This window comes from Salegentibacter salegens (assembly GCF_900142975.1).
Classification (GTDB): domain Bacteria; phylum Bacteroidota; class Bacteroidia; order Flavobacteriales; family Flavobacteriaceae; genus Salegentibacter; species Salegentibacter salegens.
The window spans coordinates 2,254,035-2,273,267 of sequence record NZ_LT670848.1 but is presented as its reverse complement, the minus strand read 5'-3'; the positions used below and the strand labels follow the sequence as shown (position 1 = coordinate 2,273,267).

Here is a 19,233-nt window from a genome sequence, read left to right as displayed (position 1 = left end):
AACCTTTTTCTTTGGCTAATAAATAATTTATTTATTAATAATGAGGATACTCAACTATTGTACCCAGCTAAACATTGCAACATCTACAGTAGCATTGGCTTCATAAGTGGCATCTAGCGTTGCATCTGCACCTCCAATTTGAATTCCAGAAAGATCTGTTCTTCCTTCTTCAGCAATATCAATTGCAGTATCGTAACCAGAAAGTGAAAGTCCGGTTATTGTAGCTCCCGATTGAGCTTTGAATTGTAAGGCAATACCTCCGGTTTCTGAAACCGCGGTAAAGTTTTCAACTATAGGATTGCCATTAACACCATCTGCCTCGATTGCAGTAGAGAAGTTTTCTATTGTGTGGTAAACATAAGTGTTTGTTACCGAACCATTCCAACCTTCTGTCCAGTCTACAGCATCATCTTCGTTATTTTCTAAATAAAGATTGGTTGCAGAAACCGATCCTCCATAGAATTCAACCCCATCGTCTAATCCATTAAGAATAGCGATGTTTTCTATTGTTGTTCCAGAGCCAACTGCGTAAAGTGAAATCCCATTATATTGAGATTCTGAATTAATTTGCGCACCGGCATCAGAAAGAATAAGATACTCAATTGAACCTGAGTTGTCTTCAGCGTTGTCACCTCCATAAATAATACCACCAACTTCTGCAGTAGCATTAACACCAGCTGTAGTTTCAGCATTACCTGCAATTACAAGTCCGCCCCAGCTTCCGGCAACGCCAGAAGTAGAAGACATAACTACTGGATTTTCTTCAGTTCCCTGAATATCTATCATTGCTCCTTTTTGAACAACTACATAAATACTAGTTCCATCTTCATTATCATCACTTCTAGCGGTGATTTTAGTTCCTGCAGGAATTGTTAAGGTTGCACCATCTTCAACAGAAACTACACCGTTAATTATATATTCTGAATTCGGATCTAAAGAAAAATCCGCATCAATAGTACCTGGGAGTACAGAAACACTACCACGATTAGTAACCCAATCAAACATAGAAGGATCTACTGTTTGTGCTTCAGAATAATCTAAATCCAATTCTGCCGTAGCGCCATTCAATTGAATTCCAGAAAGGTCAGTTCTTGATTCTTCAGCGATATCTAAAGCGGTATCGTATCCAGAAAGTGAAAGGCCAGTAATAGTTGCACCAGATTGTGCTTTAAATTGTAAAGCAACACCACCGGTAGAAGAAACTGCAGTAAAGTTTTCAATAGTTGGATTTCCATTAACACCATCAGCTTCAATTGCAGTAGAGAAATTTTCAATACTGTGTAGTACGTAAGTATTGGTAACTGTACCGTTCCAGCCTTCTGTCCAGTCTACAGCATCATCTTCGTTGTTTTCTAAATAAAGATTGGTAGCAGAAACAGAACCTCCATAGAATTCAACTCCATCATCAGAACCGTTAAGGATCGCAATGTTTTCAATAGTTGTTTCAGAACCCACCGCGTAAAGTGAAAGTCCGTTGTATTGTGATTCTGAGTTTATTTGCGCACCGGCATCAGAAAGCACAAGGTATTCAATAGAACCAGAATTGTCTTCAGGATTGCTTCCGCCATATACAATACCACCAACTTCAGCAGTAGCATCTACACCAGCGGTGCTTTCAGCGTCACCGGCAATTACAAGTCCGCCCCAGCTTCCTCGTTGACCGTTAGAAGATCTCATAATTACAGGAGCTGAAGATGAACCCTGAATATCTATCATAGCTCCTTTTTGAACTACAATGTAAACACCTGTAGCATCTTCATCTGTATCTGCAACAATCTCGGTTCCTGCAGGAATGGTTAAGGTTACACCTGATTCTACCGAAAAAACACCGGTAAGATTATAAGTTTCACTCGCATCTAAAACACGGTCTTCTTCAATGCTGCCATTAAGTTCGGTTCCTTCGGGGGTTGGGGTTGGATCGTCGTCATCCAGTCTTTCAAATTCATCATCAGAGCTACAGCCTGTGATTGCTAGTCCGAATGCAAGGGCTAAAGTTGGTAAAAATCGGTTTTTAAAATTTTTCATAATTTAAGGTTTAAATAATTGAATGGTTAATATTTGTGGTTAAAATGAATAGTTTATTCCAAGGCTTAAAACTGAACCTCTGGTATAAGATCTTACAGTTTGGGTGGCTTCGATACCGGTAGAACTGGGTCTAATATCCTGTACTCTTTCTATTTCAGGATTTAAAAGGTTTTGACCACGGAACTGGAAATCCCAATGATCGCCTAAACTTTTGCTAACTATAAGATCCAGGGTTACAAAACCCTTTTCTACAATTTCGTCGTTGTAAAAAACATCGCCCTGGTTCTGGGCTTCTGGAGCGCCAAGGGCATATATTTTATCTGAAGCGTAATTTCCTACTAAAGAAGCTCTAAATGGATTTTCAGACTCTGTAGAAACATTTACCGAACCGTTAAAGATCCAATCTGAAGCTCCCTGTAAACCGATCTCGCTTTTATTGTTATATCTAAAAGTTCTAATGAAGGTTTCACCATCAAATACTTCTTTTAGATCCTGTTTGTGCCACATTCTTGAAGCATTAAATGCTACTTCCAGGTCTAAATCTTCTGGCGTTTCATTGTCAATTACATCAAGTCTGGTCTCAAGTTCCAATCCGTAGATATTTGCTTCTTCCCCGGCATTGAAATATGAGAATACACCTGCTGCACCTCTATCCTGAACTTTATTGATAGGATCCTGAATATTCTTGTAGAATCCGGTTAAGGAAACTAGCTGCCCAGAAGTTGGGAAAAATTCATATTTTAAATCGAAATTCAAGTTATTGGAAGCATCAAGATCTGGATTACCTCTGGTAACCTGGCCAGTTTGAGAAACATATTCAAAAGGAGCAATTTCCTTAAATTCCGGAAGGGTAATAGTTTTGCTAGCCGAAAGCCTGATATTTGAATTCTCGTTTGGAGAATATTTCAGGTTTAAACTTGGATAGATATTGTTATAAGATTGGTTAGAAAACTGTGGCAAGTTAGTCGGATAATTATTTACCCTGAAATCTACATTAAGTTCATCTTCCTGGAATCTTGTTCCCAGGTTGATATTCCAATTATCTTTTCCGTAGTTAAAGTTTACAAACCCACCATAAGATTGTAATTCAGCCTGGTAAAAATCTGGAGTAAGCTTGTTGATTTGTAAGTTTCCACTTCTAAAGTTCTCTATGGTAAAAACACTGGATAAATTATCTAAAGAAGTAGGATTGTAAGTATTGGTCGGACGCTCAACAACACCAAAAAATCGGGAAACAAAATCCCTTTGTTTGTTACGGTAGCTTCCCCCAAAGTCTACAAATATGTTTTTTGCATCGTCTTCATTTTCTTCGGAATTAGCAAAAGTGATTTTGTCTTCAACATAAGCATTAATCTCGTTATCCTCAATTTTTTGAGAAGACTTTCTTTGTTGATAGCCGCCCATTCTTCCTAATTGAATAAAGTCTTCACCGTCATAATTCACTTCATTTCTAATGCGGTTAGGTTCATCTGCATTAACCAGGTTGTAACCTAAGCCCCAATTCAATTCATTTTTCTCTGAAATACTATGAGTACCGTGTAACTGGTTTATCCATAAACGAGTTTGTTTAATATTCTGGTCCCGTACAAACTGGTTAAGGCCTTCGGCGGGACCGGTTTCTTCAAAAACAACACCTTCGCCATTTCTACCGCTTTCATAAACTTCATCGGTAAGTTTATTGATAAAAAGACTGGTTGCTTTTATTTCGTGATCATCGTTAAACTCGTAGAGCACGTCTAACATCCCGGTAGTATTATCGGTTTGAGTAAAATTCTCCACATCGGTAAAATAATCGTATCGGTTATTGTTTCGGTATTCGGTAAATTCACCTTCACGAAATTCAAATTCGCGAGATTGTGAAGCTGTTAAAAGTACTTTTAGTTTTTGACCGAACTTCTTTCCGGCAGTCAGTGCATAACTTCTGTTAACAGGCGCATCGGCAGTTTGTGGATCCCAGCTTTGATTGTAAAGAGTATATTCAATAGGGATATTTTGCTGATGAAAGCCGAAATAGGCATTGTCTTGATTAGGGCTTACTTTAAAGTTTGAAAATTCTCCAACTGCATTGGTGTTTACGCCCACTCTAATTCCAAGGTCAAGTTCTTCGCTGCCTACCAGCTCTCTGGATTCAATATCGATATTTCCTGAAGCCTGATCTGCAGAATAAGAAGGTGAATAAGTCTTGCTTATTCCCACACTCTTAATAACGCGGGTCGGGAAAAGACCTAAATCTATATTCTTGCGTTCCACATCGTCTGAAGGAATAGGTAAACCGTTTAAAGTAGTGTATAGGTAACGATCGCCTAATCCTCTTACAAAAATATCTCCCGAAGCTTCACTGCTGGTAACCCCGGAAATTTTAGTAGTAGCAGTACCAGCATCAGAAACGCCTATTTTTGCGAGTTCCTGGGCGCCAATACTTTCCTTTATTTGGATCGCACTTTTTTGTTCCAGAAGTAAAGCTACTTCAGAATCCTGTCTTGAAACAGTAGAAATAACAACTTCGTCTAAAGCTGCAGCACTTGCTCCAAGGCCAGTGTTTACTTCAGTAACTTTTCCGCCAACCACTTCAACATTTGGTATTTGTAAAGTTTCGTAACCTATAAAGCTAAATTCTACGGTATAGGTTCCGGGTTCAAGGTTTTGTAAGGAATATAACCCGTCAAAATCTGACGTGGTTCCTTTGTTTGTTTCTTTAATAATTACATTCGCAAAAGGCAGAGGTTGCCCCTCAACTTCATTGTCAGATAATTTTCCGGCAATACCACCGGTTGTATCATTTTGCGCTTGCATGGCTACACTTAAAATAAGTAAGCTCAGGATAGATAAATACTTCTTCATTACTGTGTTTAGTTCTCTGGCGCAAATTAACGGCAGGAGTGTAAAGCCTCTGTTAAGCTGAAATTATGTGTTTATGATTATAATGTTAGCTTAAGGTTACCAAAGGAGTTAGGCTTAAGAAAGTTCAAATTTATGGTTACTTTTACCTCACATTATACCAAATCAACTAAACCAAAATGAAAAAAAAGGACATTAAAATCTTACTGGTAGACGATGAACCAGATATCCTGGAAATCGTGGGGTATAACCTTTCTGCAGAAGGGTACCAGGTAATCACTACAGATAATGGTGCTGATGCTGTAAAACTTGCTAAAAAGAAAAAACCACAGCTCATTATCTTAGATGTAATGATGCCCGAAATGGATGGGATTGAAGCCTGTGCGCAAATAAGAAAACTGCCAGAATTGGAAGAAACCATTATTGCTTTTCTTACCGCACGTGGTGAAGATTATTCCCAAATGGCCGGTTTTGATGCCGGTGCCGATGATTATATCACTAAACCTATAAAGCCTAAAGTACTGGTAAGTAAAGTAAAAGCTTTGCTTAGGAGGTTTAAAGATGACACCGCTTCTTCTAACGTGGTAAAAATTAAAGATCTTATTATTAATCGCGATGAGTATAAAGTGATTAAAAGCGGAGAAGAAATTATTTTACCAAGAAAGGAATTTGAATTGCTTTCTTTGCTGGCTTCAAAACCCGGGAAAGTATTTAAAAGAGAAGATATTTTAGATAAGGTATGGGGCGCTGAGGTTATTGTTGGCGGGCGTACCATAGATGTTCATATTAGAAAACTTCGGGAAAAAATTGGCGACGAATCTTTTAAAACCGTAAAAGGAGTAGGCTACAAGTTTGTTGTTTAATGGCAAAAAAGTTTAAACGCTCATATAAATTTGCAATAAAGACTTCACTTTATATCACACTTGTTTTGAGTGTGGTGCTGGCAGGTTTTGCCTATTTTACCAGCGGATTTATTCCCGGGCCGTTTTTAGCTTTTATTTTTATAACCTATTTGGTGTGTTTTTTTATAATTCAGTATAGGGTAGAACATTTTATTTATAAAAGAATTAAAAAGATCTACGATAATGTTTCCCTTTTAGATTCTACCACTTTAAAACCCAGCCAGGTTACTACAGATATGGCTACCCTTACCCGTGAAGTTGAAAAATTCACCAAAGACAAAAAGCTGGAGATAGATACCCTTAAAGTTCGGGAAGCCTATAGAAAAGAATTTATGGGAAATGTTTCGCACGAGCTTAAAACACCACTTTTTACCGTTCAGGGATATATTCTTACGCTACTTGATGGCGCAATGAAAGATAAAGCGGTGCGAAAAAAATACCTGCAGCGGGCCAGCAAAGGGGTGGAGCGTCTCATATATATTGTGCGCGATTTAGATATGATCACCAAGCTGGAGGCTGGGGATCTTCATCTTGAAGAGGAAGATTTTAATATTGTGGAACTTGTGCAGGGCTCGTTTGATCTTTTAGAAATGAAAGCTTCCAAAAAAAATATTACCCTTACTTTCGATATTGATTACGATGAACCTATTTGGGTAAATGCCGATAGGGATAGAATTCAGCAGGTTCTTACCAATTTAATCGTGAATTCCATTAAATATGGAAAAGAAGACGGTACTACTGAAGTTAGCATAGAAAATCTAATTAAAAACAAGGTGATTGTTCGGGTAACGGATAATGGTGAAGGAATAGAAAAAGAAAATCTGCCGCGTGTTTTTGAACGTTTTTACCGTGTAGATAAAAGTGGCTCCCGGAAAGAAGGCGGCTCTGGCTTAGGGCTTTCTATTGTAAAACACATTATTGAAGCTCACAATGAAAAAATTTATGTTGAAAGTGTTTTTGGGGTAGGCAGTGAATTTTCATTTACCCTGGAAAAGAGCAAAAATATCCCTGAAATTAACACTGAAATCTAGAATGCTGAAGCCCGAAAAATCTTTTAAATCATCAAGTTTTGAAATGTCAAAATCTTCTTGTTTGCAATAAGGAGCTATTCCTAGCTTCATAAAACGTTCAGCCAAATATTTCTGTTCGTATTGGCCGGGAGTGGGAATAAAAAATACTTTCTTCTCCAATTTAGCCAAATCCATGATACTCGAATAGCCTGAACGGCATATAACAATTTCACTGCCTAGAATCACCTCTTCCAGGTCTTTTGTAGTTAAATAATTTTTAATTTCTAGATTGTGATTTACTGAAGAAATAGTTTTTTCAGTCATAATTCCTCTTACAAGAATTATTTTTTTATCTGAATTTTGAAAAGAGCTAAGCAGTTTTTCTTCAAGCAAAGTTCGTTGCGGTTCCGGGCCCGATAAGATCACGGCATAATCATATTTTTTTTGTTTTAAAACCTTATTAAATCGGCTAAGCGGCCCAATGTATTTTACGTTTGCAGGTACTTCTTTTAAATGACCCATTATTCCACTTAAATTATTATTGCCGGGAGTATCGGGAATCCAGCATTCATCAAAGTTGGAAATATATTTTTGATGTAATTTGCTACTTAAATAGGTGGTATTTCCGCTTAGCACACTTAACTGGTGTGTGATAAAAACAGAAGTGATGTTTTCATGTCGGCATCCAAATCGGTTATCAGAGATTATTCCATTAAAGTTATAAGCTTTAGTGAGTTCTTTAATCGCCTTTCTTTCCAGTTTTATCGCTTTTAGAATACCTGGAGTTTCAGTAAATAATTTCCATTTAAAAGAACTCGCAGATTTGCTATAAGAAATATTATAGGAGGGAAGTTCAAAAGCTTTAATGGAGGGAAATTCCTTTTGTAGTAGTTTAAGCGCTGCACCATCAGATGCGATATACACTTCGAAATTATGCTTCAGTAGTTCATTGATAATAGGAATAGAACGTGTGGCGTGACCAAGCCCCCAATTTAAAACCGCCACTAAAATTCGTTTCTTCTGCATTTATCAAATATAATATTAAGGGCCTGTAAGCTATTTTTTTTAGTTTTACCAAAATATTAAATTAAGGCGTGGGAAGTAAGAATAAATTAAGACGATTCAGGGAGAACGAAACATTTGAAAATGTGATACAACCCTCCCGGGAAGAGCTGGAGAAAGATCAGTTCAGTTTAAAAGGAAATTGGAATAAAGATTTTTTTAAAAATGATCATCCTATCGTTTTGGAATTGGGCTGCGGAAAAGGAGAATACACCATTGGCCTTTCTAAGCAGGATTCAGGAAAAAATTTTATTGGAATAGATATTAAAGGAGCCCGATTTTGGCGGGGAGCAAAGACCGCGATAGAAGACAATCTGGAAAACGTTGCATTTTTAAGGACTCAAATTGAATTAATAGATCGCGTTTTTGCTGAAAATGAAGTAGACGAGATCTGGATCACTTTCCCCGATCCGCAAATTAAATACAAGCGCACCAAACACCGCTTAACCAATACCGAATTTCTTCAAAAATACAAGCACATTCTTAAACCTGAAGGAGTAGTAAATCTTAAAACCGATAGCGAATTTATGCACGGTTACACCTTGGGGCTGCTTCACGGCGAAGGTCACGAAATTATATATGCGCATCACGATATTTATAAAAATGAATATTCTCCAAAAGCAGTTAGGGAAATTCAAACTTTCTATGAAAAACAGTATCTTGACCGCGGAAAACCTATAACTTACATTCAATTTAGGATAAAATAAGTCTCTTTGGAGGAAACAAAACTTTTTCTAATTACTTATTTCGCGGCCTTACTTGGGGTAATACCTCCCGGTTTGGTGAATATGACCGTGGCTAAAACCTGTGTTGAAAAAGGAAAGAAAAACGGACTTTACGTTGCGTTGGGTGCCACCATTGTAGTGATTATTCAGGCAACAGTGGCCGTGCTACTCGCTAAATATATATTCGGAAATGAATTTGTTCAGAATATTTTATTACGCGCTGGCCTGGTAATATTTATTCTGCTGGCTGTTTACTTTTTTATTCAGGCAAAGAAACGCGGCGGCATAGAACATAAATCCCGCAAAGCAAACTCCAACAGTATTTTTAAAGGAATGCTTGTGGCGGCCCTAAATATTTTTCCCGTTCCTTATTTTGTAGCTATAGCAGGAGCCCTGCATATTGGTGTTGGTGCCACGTACGATTGGTCCCGAATTATAGCCTTTATTCTGGCTGCATCTATGGGAAGTTTTACCACACTATATGTTTACGTACTTTCCTTTATTAGAATTGAAAAACAAGCGGAAGCATTTTCAAAATACTCCAATTACTTTATGACGGCCTTAATGCTTATTTTGGTAATTGTAACACTTTTAAGAATTTATTACTCTTAGGTTTGGAAGAAAAGAACTTTTTTGAAAGGGTTTATGAAGTAGCGAGACAAATTCCAAAAGGGAAAGTGACTTCTTACGGCGCTATCGCAAAAAGCGTAGGTGCCGCAAAAAGTGCAAGAATGGTAGGTTATGCAATGAATTCAGCAAAAGATCTTGACGATGTGCCTGCGCATCGGGTGGTAAATAGAAACGGACTCCTTACCGGGAAAAGTCATTTTGGAGATCATAGCGCGATGCAACAAATGCTAACTGCTGAAGGAATTACAGTAAAAGATAATAAAGTTCAGGATTTTGAAAAGCACTTTTGGGATCCGCAGGAAGATTTCAGATAAATTTTTCTTCTGAAGTTTTACTATAATCGGGCTTTATTATTCCATAGATCAATTATGGGTAAATACTTCGTTTTCTTAGCTTTTCCCCCTATATTTGCGTTTAGAATGAATCTATATAAGCTGATGAGGTTTTAGATAAAACTCGCTATTTCAGCTTAAAATTGTCCTGATATTTTTGGGATTATAAATATTTTTTAAATGAAGTTAGACAGAAAAGAAATATTAAAATCGCTGGAAACTATTTCTGTAGCCGGAGAAGGCAAAAATATGGTAGAAAGCGGGGCTGTTCAAAATGTAATGACTTTTGGTGATGAGGTGGTTGTAGACCTGGTTTTACAAACTCCTGCTTTGCATATTAAAAAGCGGGCAGAAGTAGATGTGATGAAGGCAATTCACGAACATGTAGAACAAAAAGCCAAAGTTAAAGTAAATATTAAAATAGAGTCTACCTCTAAAAAGCCAGAAATAAAAGGGAAAGCTATTCCCGGAATTTCAAATATTATCGCCGTTGCTTCTGGAAAAGGTGGTGTAGGTAAATCTACGGTAACTGCTAATCTCGCGGTAACTTTATCTAAAATGGGCTTTAAAGTCGGGATTTTAGATGCCGATATTTATGGGCCGTCTATCCCTATGATGTTTGATGTAGAAGCCTCAAGACCACTTTCAGTGAATGTGGATGGAAAATCTAAAATGAAACCTGTAGAAAACTACGGAATAAAGATTCTTTCTATCGGGTTCTTTACCCAACCAAATCAGGCGGTGATATGGCGTGGGCCAATGGCTTCTAAAGCTTTAAATCAAATGATTTTTGATGCTGCCTGGGGCGAGTTAGATTTTCTTTTGGTAGATCTTCCACCGGGAACAGGAGATATACATCTTTCAATTATGCAATCACTTCCTGTCACGGGATCGGTGATTGTAAGTACTCCCCAAAATGTGGCTTTAGCCGATGCTAAAAAGGGAGTGGCAATGTTCCGCCAGGAAAGTATTAATGTTCCGGTGTTGGGAATAATAGAGAATATGGCGTATTTTACGCCCGAAGAACTTCCTGAAAATAAATATTATATCTTCGGAAGAGAAGGTGCTAAGAACCTTGCAAAAGATATTGATGCCCCATTTTTAGGAGAAATTCCGCTAGTACAAAGCTTAAGAGAATCTGGAGATATTGGCCGTCCTGCAGCTATGCAGGAGTCAACACCCCTGCAAGCAGCTTTTGAAGAAATTACCCGCGGGATGGTTCAGGAAACAGTAAATAGAAACAAAAGTCTGCCTCCAACTGAAGCGATTAAGATCACTACAATGGCAGGATGCAGTGCAGTTAATAAAAAATAAATGACGAGCGAAGAAGTAAAATTAAATGTAGAAAAGGCCCTAGCCGAAATTCGTCCGTTTCTGGAAAGTGACGGGGGTAATATTTCCCTGATCTCTATTGAGAACGATCGCCTGGTTAAAGTGCGTTTGGAAGGCGCATGTGTAGATTGCACAGTAAACCAGATGACCTTAAAATCTGGGGTAGAAATGACAATTAAAAAATATGTGCCACAAATAGAAAGTGTGATCAATATTCAAAGGTAAGCACCTGGCTTACTACCAAATTTATCAGTAAAATGATTAAAACCGATATACTTATAATTGGCGCAGGGCCAACAGGCCTTTTTGCGGTTTTTGAAGCAGGATTATTAAAGTTAAAATGCCATTTAATAGATGCGCTCCCACAACCGGGCGGGCAGTGTTCCGAAATTTATCCTAAAAAACCTATTTACGATATTCCGGGGTTTCCCGAAGTATTGGCTGGAGATCTCGTGACCAATTTAATGGAACAAATAAAACCTTTTGAACCTGGATTTACCCTTGGGGAAAGAGCCCAGACAATAGATAAACAGGAAGATGGTAGTTTTATTGTTACTACCAATAAAGGAACAAAACACCACGCCCCGGTGGTAGTAATTGCCGGTGGCCTGGGAAGTTTTGAGCCAAGAAAACCACCAATTGCGAATATTACCGATTTTGAAGATAAAGGCGTGGCTTATATTATTCGGGAACCGGAAGATTATCGCGATAAAAAAGTGGTAATTGCCGGTGGGGGTGATTCAGCATTAGATTGGGCTATTTATTTAGCCGATGTTGCTTCAGAAGTTTCGCTGGTACACCGAAGAAATGAATTCCGTGGCGCTTTAGATTCTGTGGAAAAGGTAGAAGAGCTTTCAAAAATTGGAAAGATCAACCTTATTACCAATGCTGAGGTAACCGATCTTAAAGGAGAAGATGAACTGGAAAGTGTAGTAATTACGCACAAAGCTTCTGCTTCAGAAAAAGAGATAAAGGACACTGATTATTTTATTCCTTTATTCGGGCTTTCACCTAAATTAGGGCCTATTGCAGATTGGGGACTGGAAATTGAAAAAAATGCAATTAAAGTTGATAATGCTTACGATTATCAAACCAATATTCCCGGCGTTTATGCTATTGGAGATGTAAACACTTATCCAGGTAAGTTAAAGTTGATACTTTGTGGTTTCCACGAAGCGGCCATTATGTGCCAGAGTGCTTACCAACGTATTTTTCCAGATAAGAAATATGTGATGAAATATACCACCGTAAGTGGCGTAAGCGGATTTGACGGCAGTAAGAAAGAAGCGAAAAAAGAAGTTGTAAAAAGTATAAATTAAAATAGGAAAATTCAGTTTGTAGTTTCGTCAACCTGAACTTGTTTTCAGGTTCTAAGCGCTTAGATTCTGAAACAAGTTCAGAATGACGTGCGATCTTGAATATTCTTTTATTGAAAGTTATGTCTGATATAAAAATAACCATTATAGACAGGGAAGGGGAAGCCCACGTGGTAGACGCTCCAACAGATATGAATATGAACCTTATGGAAGTGGTTCGCTCTTATGAGCTTGCTGCGGAAGGTACAATTGGCATCTGTGGTGGTATGGCGATGTGCGCCTCCTGCCAGTGCTATATTCTCAATTTTGAGCATATGCTACCCGAACAAAGTATTGAAGAGGAAGATATGCTGGATCAGGCATTCTTTGTGCAAGATAACAGCCGCTTAAGCTGCCAAATTCCCATTACTGAAGAATTAGATGGTTTAGAAGTAAAAATTGCTCCTGAAGCTCCTTAAACTTATTTTTATTCGTCAAGCTGAACTGGTTTCAGCTTCTAATATGAGTTTAATTATTATTTAATTAGATCTCCGAATAAATTTCGGAGCAGGCTCTGAAATAAATTCAGGATGACGATGGTGTAGTAAAGAAAGCTATCCAGTTTCTATCTCGCAATGTTGTAGGACTGTGAGGTTTATTTTTGTAGAAAAAATCTCTTTAAATCGTTTGCAAGTTCTTGGAATCTATATTTTCTGAGATTTCTTCTTCAATACCTCGCCAGAGTTCCAGCCTGGCATCTAGCGCTTCTTCAGCAATTTGCTGTGCTTCTTCCCATTTTTCATCATCATTTCCGCAAAGTTCTTCAACCATTTTAAAAGCCATGGGACCGTGCTCATCGCCATCTAATTCTATGTGACGATCAAAATAATACTTAAAAAGGCTTAAATCTTCTTTTGGAAAATTCTGTTGCACGTTTTCTATAATTGAAGTAAACATCCCGGGAATTAAGCCTTCGCGGCCAAAAGTAAAGGCAGAAGCTATTTTATGGGATTTTCCTTCGGTAATTACTTCAAAAGTATTTTTCAGGAATATTTTAATGTTATGGGGAAGTTTTGTGGCAGCAATCAATAAAAAGATGTCGGTGCCGTGGGTTACCTGCAGCAAAAAATCTTTTATCCTGCCGGTATCCGATCCACTTTTTTCCATTGCGTCAAGATACATCTCAAAATGACTTTGATGTTTTCCGAAATAATTAACATCGGTTTCTTCAGCAAGTACGATTTCGTTGATTAAATAACGGGTTTCGGGATTGCCCACAGGCACCCACGGATTGGTGGTTTTGGTAAGTTTTTCCTGTAAAGCGGTAAGCAAAGACATAAAATCCCACACAGCAAAAACGTGATGCTCCATAAAGATTTGAAGATGCTCTGGAGTGGTTATTTTTTGATATAAGGAATGTTCTAAAAGTTGGTTTATTTTAGGTTGTAATGCCTTATTTACCTCGTCTATTCTAATTTTTTCTCCCATTTTGCAAAAATAAGATTCTGCTTAGGATTTTTAAAATTTAAACATTCATTTAAAATTGAATTAACGCTCAATTTCAGCTTTTTAAAGTATATTCAAAATATGGCGAATCAGTTTTCAAATTCATATAATGTCATTGTTTTTTATTCAAATAGATCAAAAGATTATTTGCAATTAGACGGTGTTGTGGCTAAAAAGCCTAAACCACTCAAGAAAGAATGTTGCGAAAAATATAAAAAGGGCAATCGATGTAAACGCTGCCCTTGTTTTGATTTATTGTAGTTGAAATGATACGTCCCTCTGAACTTGTTTCAGAGCTTGCTCCGAAAGTTCTTCGGAGATCTAACATGTTTAGGATTTTAACAAGCTAGATGCTGAAATGAATTCAGCATGACGGCTTAAATCTTTTTACTGAAAAGCTGGAATTCCTGTAATATCCATTCCTGTAATTAAAAGATGAATATCGTGTGTGCCTTCGTAAGTAATTACACTTTCCAGGTTCATCATATGTCGCATAATACTGTATTCGCCGGTAATTCCCATTCCACCTAAAACCTGTCTCGCTTCGCGGGCTATTTTTATAGCCATTTCCACATTATTTCTTTTGGCCATAGAGATTTGAGCCGAAGTTGCTTTTCCTTCGTTTTTAAGAACACCAAGTCTCCATGCCATAAGCTGTGCTTTAGTGATCTCAGTGATCATTTCTGCCAATTTTTTCTGCTGAAGTTGCGTGCCGGCAATTGGTTTATCAAACTGAACCCGCTCCTTTGCATAGCGCAAGGCGGTATCATAGCAATCCATTGCTGCACCTATGGCTCCCCAGGCAATACCGTAGCGGGCAGAATCAAGACAACCTAATGGAGCACCCAGTCCGCTTTTATTCGGCATTAAATTCTCTTTTGGCACTTTTACGTTGTCAAAAATAAGTTCGCCAGTTGCGCTGGCACGAAGTGACCATTTATTATGAGTTTCAGGGGTAGAAAAACCTTCCATTCCTCTTTCCACGATAAGTCCGTGAATACGGCCATTTTCATCTTTTGCCCAAACTACTGCAACATCGGCAAAAGGCGCATTGGAGATCCACATTTTTGCCCCATTTAGCAAATAGTGGTCGCCTTTATCTTTAAAATTGGTGGTCATCCCACTGGGGTTAGAGCCGTGATCTGGTTCGGTAAGCCCAAAGCAGCCCATAAATTCTCCAGAAGCTAATTTTGGCAAGTATTTTTTACGCTGTTCCTCGGTACCGTATTTATAAATAGGAAACATTACCAGAGAACTTTGCACAGAGGCGGTAGAACGCACGCCACTGTCCCCACGTTCAATTTCCTGCATAATAAGTCCGTATGAGATTTGATCAAGACCGGCACCGCCATATTCTTCCGGAATATACGGGCCAAAAGCACCAATTTCGGCTAAACCGCTAATTATAGATTTAGGAAATTCTGCTTTTTGAGCAGCATCTTCAATTATTGGGGAAACTTCGCGTTTTACCCATTCTCGAGCGGCGTCGCGAACTATTTTATGTTCATCGGTTAGCAGCTCATCAATATTATAATAATCGGGAGCCTGGAAGTTATCTGTTCTCATTTGTGTGGTGTTTTACACAAATGTAACCAAGCTTTTTAAAGCAAACAATTTTAAGATTATAATTTAAGATAGAAGTCTTTTACAAGCTTTTTATAAGCATCTGTATAATTATGCCGTGAAATTTCAATGATAAGTTCATTTTTTTCTGGCTGCTCCTTTTTAAAATTGAAGCTTAGCAAACTTCTCTTTATTGCTGATGTTTCATTGCCACGTACCCTTGTTATTTTCTTCGGAAAAAGACCAAATTCCCTGGCCAGAGTTATAAAATCTGTTTCCTCTTTATGTGGAATAATCGTGTTGAATTCCCCTTGGGGATGAAGCAGTTTTGATACACCTTCAACTAATTCTGAAAAAGGTAAAGCTTCAGCAAAACGGGCTTTATTTCTACTCGCGTTTTCTGAAGTATAATCTTCAGAATAAAATGGCGGATTGGAAATTATGAGTTCATATTTCTCTTCATCCTGCATTTCTTCAACAAACTCATCAAAAGCGGCGTGATAACAAAACAGCCGGTCTCCCCAATTGCTTTGTTCAAAATTATCTACAGCCTGTTCATAAGCATCTTCGTCAATTTCCAAAGCATCAATAAGAAGGGCAGGAGAGCGTTGTGCGAGCATTAATGCGATTAAGCCGGTTCCCGTGCCAATATCAAGAATACTGTTGGGTTGGTGCTCCATGGAAGCCCAGGCCCCGAGTAAAACGCCGTCGGTGCCAATTTTCATAGCGCAACGATCTTGTTCTATGCTAAATTCTTTAAACTGAAATGCTTTTTCTGACATTTGATAAAATTAAAAAAACCGTTTCAGATTAATGAAACGGTTTTTGAGTTTATTAGGATTTCCGTCTTCACGGAAATGACATAAAATTTTTTAATTACTCTCCTAAAGCAACTCTTTCAAAAGCTACAACTTTAAGATCTGAATCTACAGATTTTACGTAATCTGCAACGCTTTGTTTCCCGTCTTTGATAAAAGCCTGGTTAACCAAAGTGTTGTCTTTGAAATAACGCTGAATTTTTCCCTTTGCTATTTTGTCTAGCATATCTTCAGGTTTTCCTTCCTGGCGAAGGGTATCTTTAGCGATCTCAATTTCTTTGTTTATAGTTTCCTGGTCTACACCTTCTTCGTTAAGTGCAATTGGATTCATAGCAGCAGCTTGCATAGAAACATTTTTTGCAGCTTCCTCAGCACCTTCAGTTTGTTTTGAAAGACCTGTGATTACAGCAATTTTATTACCTGCGTGAATATAAGAACCTACGAAAGGAGCTTCTAAAGTTTTAAAAGCACCAATTTCTATTTTTTCGCCAATTACACCGGTTTGCTCAGTTAATTTATCTTGAACTGAAATCCCGTTGTAATCTGCCTTAAGTAATTCTTCTTTTGAAGAAACGTTAAGAGCGATGTCTGCGAAGCTGTTGGCCATTTTTACGAAATCATCGTTTTTAGCAACAAAGTCGGTTTCACAGTTAAGAGAGATAATAACACCTTTAGTATTATCATCATTCACTTTAGCAATTGCAGCACCTTCAGCTGAATCTCTATCGGCTCTCTTAGCAGCAACTTTCTGACCTTTTTTACGAAGCACTTCAATAGCTTTATCAAAATCACCATCTGCCTCTACAAGTGCCTTTTTGCAATCCATCATACCGGCACCGGTAGATTTTCTTAATTTGTTTACTTCTGCGGCGGTTATCTTAGCCATAGTATTGTGTTTTATTTAAAAAAGTCGCTTAGAGACCAACTGTTAGGAGAGAAACTAAACGACTTTTTCGATGTTATAAAATGTTGTTTTATTCTTCTTCGTTAGATGAAGCTTCGTCTAATGTTTCTTTCTTAGACTCAAGTTTTACATCTTTCTTGGCTTCTTGCATTGCCTTTTTGTCTTCGGCATCTTTAGAAGGAGCTTCAGCTTCTGGTTGCTTTACAGCAGCCTTTGGTGCTTTTGGCTCTTTTTCTTCATCTTCTGCTTTCTCTTTTTTAGTAGATTCTTTAGAAGCTTTTCTTTCAGAAAGGCCTTCTACAATAGAATCTGCAACATAAGAAACCACTTTGTTGATAGACTTTGAAGCATCGTCATTAGATGGAATTACGTACTCAACCTCACGAGGATCTGAGTTCGTATCTACCATAGCGAAAATTGGAATGTTTAATTTTTGAGCTTCTTTAATAGCAATGTGTTCACGAGTAATATCAACAACAAAAAGCGCTCCTGGAAGTCTGCTCATATCAGAAATAGAACCAAGGTTCTTTTCTAATTTAGCTCTTAAACGATCTACCTGAAGACGTTCTTTTTTAGAAAGTGTATTAAAAGTACCATCTTTCTTCATTCTATCAATAGAGGCCATTTTCTTAACGGCTCTACGAATAGTTACAAAGTTGGTAAGCATACCACCGGGCCAACGCTCGGTAATGTATGGCATATTTGCTTTTTCAGCTTGTTCGGCTACTATTTCTTTAGCTTGTTTCTTGGTAGCTACGAAAAGTATTTTTCTACCGCTGGCTGCAATTTTTGCAAGGGCATCACCTGCCTCCTGCATTTTAGCAGCACTCTTATATAAGTTGATGATGTGAATCCCATTACGCTCCATATAGATATATGGGGCCATATTTGGGTTCCATCTTCTTGTAAGGTGTCCAAAATGTACACCTGCATCAAGTAATTCTTTTACTTCTACTTTGTTTGCCATTTTTGTAATAGTTTACGTTCTGTTGAAGATAGCAACAAGTAAGTGGCTGTTTTTATAAACACGGCCTTACATGTTTAGATGCTAAACTAACTTCCGCTGGCAGCGGAATAACAACAAAAATCTTTTTAATATTAAATGAACTTTGGAATATAAATTCCAATAAAAATTAACGTTTAGAGAATTGAAATTTCTTACGAGCTTTCTTCTGTCCAAACTTCTTACGCTCTACCATTCTTGGGTCTCTGGTCATTAAACCTTCTGGCTTTAACACCGCTCTGTTCTCTGCATCCAGTTCTACCATTGCTCTTGCAAGTGCAAGACGAATAGCTTCTGCCTGTCCTGTAATTCCACCACCGTAAACATTAGCAATAATGTCGAAGTTATCGTCATTACCGGTAAGGTTAAGGGCCTGGTTTACTTTGTAAAGTAAAGGACCTGTGGTAAAGTAGTCTTTAAGGTCTTTTTTGTTAACGCTAAATTTTCCGCTTCCTTCAGAAACGTAAACACGCGCAACCGCCGTTTTTCTACGGCCAATTTTGTGAATAACCTCCATTACTTAAGATCGTTTAAGTTAATAGTTTTAGGTTTTTGTGCAGTATGATCGTGATCTGTTCCTGCGTAAACCTTTAAATTTCTAAATAGGTCTGCTCCAAGTTTGTTTTTTGGTAGCATTCCTTTTACTGATTTTTCGATAAGTCGCTCAGGACCTTTTTCGAATAATTCAGCGGCTGTTAGACTTTTTTGTCCACCCGGGTAGCCAGTATGACGAATGTATTCTTTCGAATCCCATTTCTTACCGGTTAAGTTGATCTTTTCTGCGTTGGTAACAATTACGTTATCACCACAATCAACGTGCGGGGTGAAGTTAGGTTTGTGCTTACCTCTTAGTAGCTTGGCTACTTTAGATGATAGGCGGCCCAACGTCTGTCCTTCAGCATCTACGTGTACCCATTCTTTGGTCACGGTAGCCTTGTTGGCTGATACTGTTTTGTAGCTTAATGTGTCCACACTAATTAAATTTACTTATTATTAAACATTCCATTCCCATCCCCAACATAAATCATGTCGGGAAATCGGGGTGCAAATGTACAATTATAAATTCATATAGCAAATCCGAAATTAATTAATTTGTTGTGAGGAAAATAGCTGTACATCAGAATTTTAGGATTAAGCTTTTTCCCATAACATTTTTGATGCTATCCAAGGCTATTGAGGCTTTATTCTTACATAATTAATCCAAGATGGATCGGTAAAATACACAGAATGAACGTTAAACGGTAATTTTTATGTTAATAAAGTCATAAAAATCCTCTAATGCATCTTA

General features: G+C 37.9%; 19 protein-coding genes. 9 read left to right on the top strand and 10 right to left on the bottom strand.

What is annotated here, in order from left to right:
• Nucleotides 1–54 precede the first annotated feature (54 nt).
• Both B5488_RS10130 and B5488_RS10125 read right to left on the bottom strand, forming a co-directional pair.
• On the bottom strand, nucleotides 55–2,025 hold the full coding sequence (locus B5488_RS10130) for a hypothetical protein (RefSeq protein ID WP_079735155.1): 1,971 nt from the start codon (nucleotides 2,023–2,025) through the stop codon (nucleotides 55–57).
• Nucleotides 2,026–2,064: 39 nt separating this feature from the next.
• Nucleotides 2,065–4,866, bottom strand: a complete 2,802-nt coding sequence (locus B5488_RS10125) for a TonB-dependent receptor (protein WP_079735154.1) — start codon at nucleotides 4,864–4,866, stop codon at nucleotides 2,065–2,067.
• 176 nt (nucleotides 4,867–5,042) lie between these two features.
• Here B5488_RS10125 and B5488_RS10120 point away from each other — a divergent pair, with 176 nt between their 5' ends.
• Nucleotides 5,043–5,726 (top strand): response regulator transcription factor, encoded by a 684-nt coding sequence (locus B5488_RS10120; RefSeq protein ID WP_079735153.1) that lies wholly within the window; start codon nucleotides 5,043–5,045, stop codon nucleotides 5,724–5,726.
• The gene (locus B5488_RS10115; RefSeq protein WP_079735152.1) at nucleotides 5,726–6,796 is read left to right on the top strand and encodes a sensor histidine kinase; all 1,071 of its coding nucleotides are present in this window, start codon (nucleotides 5,726–5,728) and stop codon (nucleotides 6,794–6,796) included. The genes B5488_RS10120 and B5488_RS10115 overlap by 1 nt, the downstream gene beginning before the upstream one ends.
• On the opposite strand, the gene B5488_RS10110 is transcribed toward B5488_RS10115, so the two are convergent.
• Nucleotides 6,743–7,801: a glycosyltransferase gene (locus B5488_RS10110; RefSeq protein ID WP_079735151.1), complete on the bottom strand. Its 1,059-nt coding sequence runs from the start codon at nucleotides 7,799–7,801 to the stop codon at nucleotides 6,743–6,745. The genes B5488_RS10115 and B5488_RS10110 overlap by 54 nt on opposite strands.
• 68 nt (nucleotides 7,802–7,869) lie before the next feature.
• Between B5488_RS10110 and trmB the strand changes: the two genes are divergently transcribed.
• From trmB to B5488_RS10075, 7 genes are all read left to right on the top strand, one after another.
• A complete protein-coding gene (gene trmB / locus B5488_RS10105; RefSeq protein ID WP_079735150.1) occupies nucleotides 7,870–8,544 on the top strand; it encodes a tRNA (guanosine(46)-N7)-methyltransferase TrmB in 675 nt (224 codons plus the stop codon).
• Nucleotides 8,545–8,550: 6 nt separating this feature from the next.
• Nucleotides 8,551–9,174, top strand: coding sequence for a LysE family translocator (locus B5488_RS10100; protein ID WP_079735149.1), 624 nt, complete (start codon nucleotides 8,551–8,553; stop codon nucleotides 9,172–9,174).
• Nucleotides 9,175–9,176: 2 nt separating this feature from the next.
• Complete coding sequence (locus B5488_RS10095; RefSeq protein ID WP_079735148.1) at nucleotides 9,177–9,506, top strand: MGMT family protein; 330 nt, start codon at nucleotides 9,177–9,179, stop codon at nucleotides 9,504–9,506.
• Between the two features lie 198 nt (nucleotides 9,507–9,704).
• Nucleotides 9,705–10,838 (top strand): Mrp/NBP35 family ATP-binding protein, encoded by a 1,134-nt coding sequence (locus tag B5488_RS10090; RefSeq protein WP_079735147.1) that lies wholly within the window; start codon nucleotides 9,705–9,707, stop codon nucleotides 10,836–10,838.
• Complete coding sequence (locus B5488_RS10085) at nucleotides 10,839–11,081, top strand: NifU family protein (protein ID WP_079735146.1); 243 nt, start codon at nucleotides 10,839–10,841, stop codon at nucleotides 11,079–11,081.
• A 32-nt stretch (nucleotides 11,082–11,113) separates the two neighbouring features.
• The gene (locus tag B5488_RS10080) at nucleotides 11,114–12,175 is read left to right on the top strand and encodes an NAD(P)/FAD-dependent oxidoreductase (protein WP_079735145.1); all 1,062 of its coding nucleotides are present in this window, start codon (nucleotides 11,114–11,116) and stop codon (nucleotides 12,173–12,175) included.
• Between the two features lie 119 nt (nucleotides 12,176–12,294).
• Nucleotides 12,295–12,630 (top strand): 2Fe-2S iron-sulfur cluster-binding protein, encoded by a 336-nt coding sequence (locus B5488_RS10075; protein ID WP_079735144.1) that lies wholly within the window; start codon nucleotides 12,295–12,297, stop codon nucleotides 12,628–12,630.
• A gap of 199 nt (nucleotides 12,631–12,829) precedes the next feature.
• Here the strand turns inward: B5488_RS10075 and B5488_RS10070 are convergent, their stop codons facing one another.
• From B5488_RS10070 to rplM, 7 genes are all read right to left on the bottom strand, one after another.
• Nucleotides 12,830–13,639 (bottom strand): DUF3050 domain-containing protein, encoded by an 810-nt coding sequence (locus B5488_RS10070; RefSeq protein WP_079735143.1) that lies wholly within the window; start codon nucleotides 13,637–13,639, stop codon nucleotides 12,830–12,832.
• 405 nt (nucleotides 13,640–14,044) lie between these two features.
• Nucleotides 14,045–15,223, bottom strand: coding sequence for an acyl-CoA dehydrogenase family protein (locus B5488_RS10060; protein ID WP_079735141.1), 1,179 nt, complete (start codon nucleotides 15,221–15,223; stop codon nucleotides 14,045–14,047).
• Nucleotides 15,224–15,279: 56 nt separating this feature from the next.
• Nucleotides 15,280–16,002: a tRNA1(Val) (adenine(37)-N6)-methyltransferase gene (locus B5488_RS10055; protein WP_079735140.1), complete on the bottom strand. Its 723-nt coding sequence runs from the start codon at nucleotides 16,000–16,002 to the stop codon at nucleotides 15,280–15,282.
• Nucleotides 16,003–16,096: 94 nt separating this feature from the next.
• Complete coding sequence (gene tsf, locus B5488_RS10050) at nucleotides 16,097–16,924, bottom strand: translation elongation factor Ts (protein ID WP_079735139.1); 828 nt, start codon at nucleotides 16,922–16,924, stop codon at nucleotides 16,097–16,099.
• 88 nt (nucleotides 16,925–17,012) lie between these two features.
• Nucleotides 17,013–17,909 (bottom strand): 30S ribosomal protein S2, encoded by an 897-nt coding sequence (rpsB, locus tag B5488_RS10045; protein ID WP_079735138.1) that lies wholly within the window; start codon nucleotides 17,907–17,909, stop codon nucleotides 17,013–17,015.
• A 166-nt stretch (nucleotides 17,910–18,075) separates the two neighbouring features.
• Nucleotides 18,076–18,462 (bottom strand): 30S ribosomal protein S9, encoded by a 387-nt coding sequence (rpsI, locus tag B5488_RS10040; RefSeq protein WP_075325081.1) that lies wholly within the window; start codon nucleotides 18,460–18,462, stop codon nucleotides 18,076–18,078.
• Nucleotides 18,462–18,917: a 50S ribosomal protein L13 gene (gene rplM / locus B5488_RS10035; RefSeq protein WP_079735137.1), complete on the bottom strand. Its 456-nt coding sequence runs from the start codon at nucleotides 18,915–18,917 to the stop codon at nucleotides 18,462–18,464. Before rplM ends, rpsI begins: the two co-directional genes overlap by 1 nt.
• Nucleotides 18,918–19,233: the final 316 nt, after the last annotated feature.

What these genes read in the sequence shown, in the direction of transcription:
- B5488_RS10130 (WP_079735155.1), bottom strand. Translation starts at nt 2,025, where the DNA reads ATGAAAAATTTTAAAAACCGATTTTTACCAACTTTAGCCCTTGCATTC.
- B5488_RS10125 (WP_079735154.1), bottom strand. Translation starts at nt 4,866, where the DNA reads ATGAAGAAGTATTTATCTATCCTGAGCTTACTTATTTTAAGTGTAGCC.
- B5488_RS10120 (WP_079735153.1), top strand. Translation starts at nt 5,043, where the DNA reads ATGAAAAAAAAGGACATTAAAATCTTACTGGTAGACGATGAACCAGAT.
- B5488_RS10115 (WP_079735152.1), top strand. Translation starts at nt 5,726, where the DNA reads ATGGCAAAAAAGTTTAAACGCTCATATAAATTTGCAATAAAGACTTCA.
- B5488_RS10110 (WP_079735151.1), bottom strand. Translation starts at nt 7,801, where the DNA reads ATGCAGAAGAAACGAATTTTAGTGGCGGTTTTAAATTGGGGGCTTGGT.
- B5488_RS10090 (WP_079735147.1), top strand. Translation starts at nt 9,705, where the DNA reads ATGAAGTTAGACAGAAAAGAAATATTAAAATCGCTGGAAACTATTTCT.
- B5488_RS10085 (WP_079735146.1), top strand. Translation starts at nt 10,839, where the DNA reads ATGACGAGCGAAGAAGTAAAATTAAATGTAGAAAAGGCCCTAGCCGAA.
- B5488_RS10080 (WP_079735145.1), top strand. Translation starts at nt 11,114, where the DNA reads ATGATTAAAACCGATATACTTATAATTGGCGCAGGGCCAACAGGCCTT.
- B5488_RS10075 (WP_079735144.1), top strand. Translation starts at nt 12,295, where the DNA reads ATGTCTGATATAAAAATAACCATTATAGACAGGGAAGGGGAAGCCCAC.
- B5488_RS10070 (WP_079735143.1), bottom strand. Translation starts at nt 13,639, where the DNA reads ATGGGAGAAAAAATTAGAATAGACGAGGTAAATAAGGCATTACAACCT.
- B5488_RS10060 (WP_079735141.1), bottom strand. Translation starts at nt 15,223, where the DNA reads ATGAGAACAGATAACTTCCAGGCTCCCGATTATTATAATATTGATGAG.
- B5488_RS10055 (WP_079735140.1), bottom strand. Translation starts at nt 16,002, where the DNA reads ATGTCAGAAAAAGCATTTCAGTTTAAAGAATTTAGCATAGAACAAGAT.
- tsf (WP_079735139.1), bottom strand. Translation starts at nt 16,924, where the DNA reads ATGGCTAAGATAACCGCCGCAGAAGTAAACAAATTAAGAAAATCTACC.
- rpsB (WP_079735138.1), bottom strand. Translation starts at nt 17,909, where the DNA reads ATGGCAAACAAAGTAGAAGTAAAAGAATTACTTGATGCAGGTGTACAT.
- rpsI (WP_075325081.1), bottom strand. Translation starts at nt 18,462, where the DNA reads ATGGAGGTTATTCACAAAATTGGCCGTAGAAAAACGGCGGTTGCGCGT.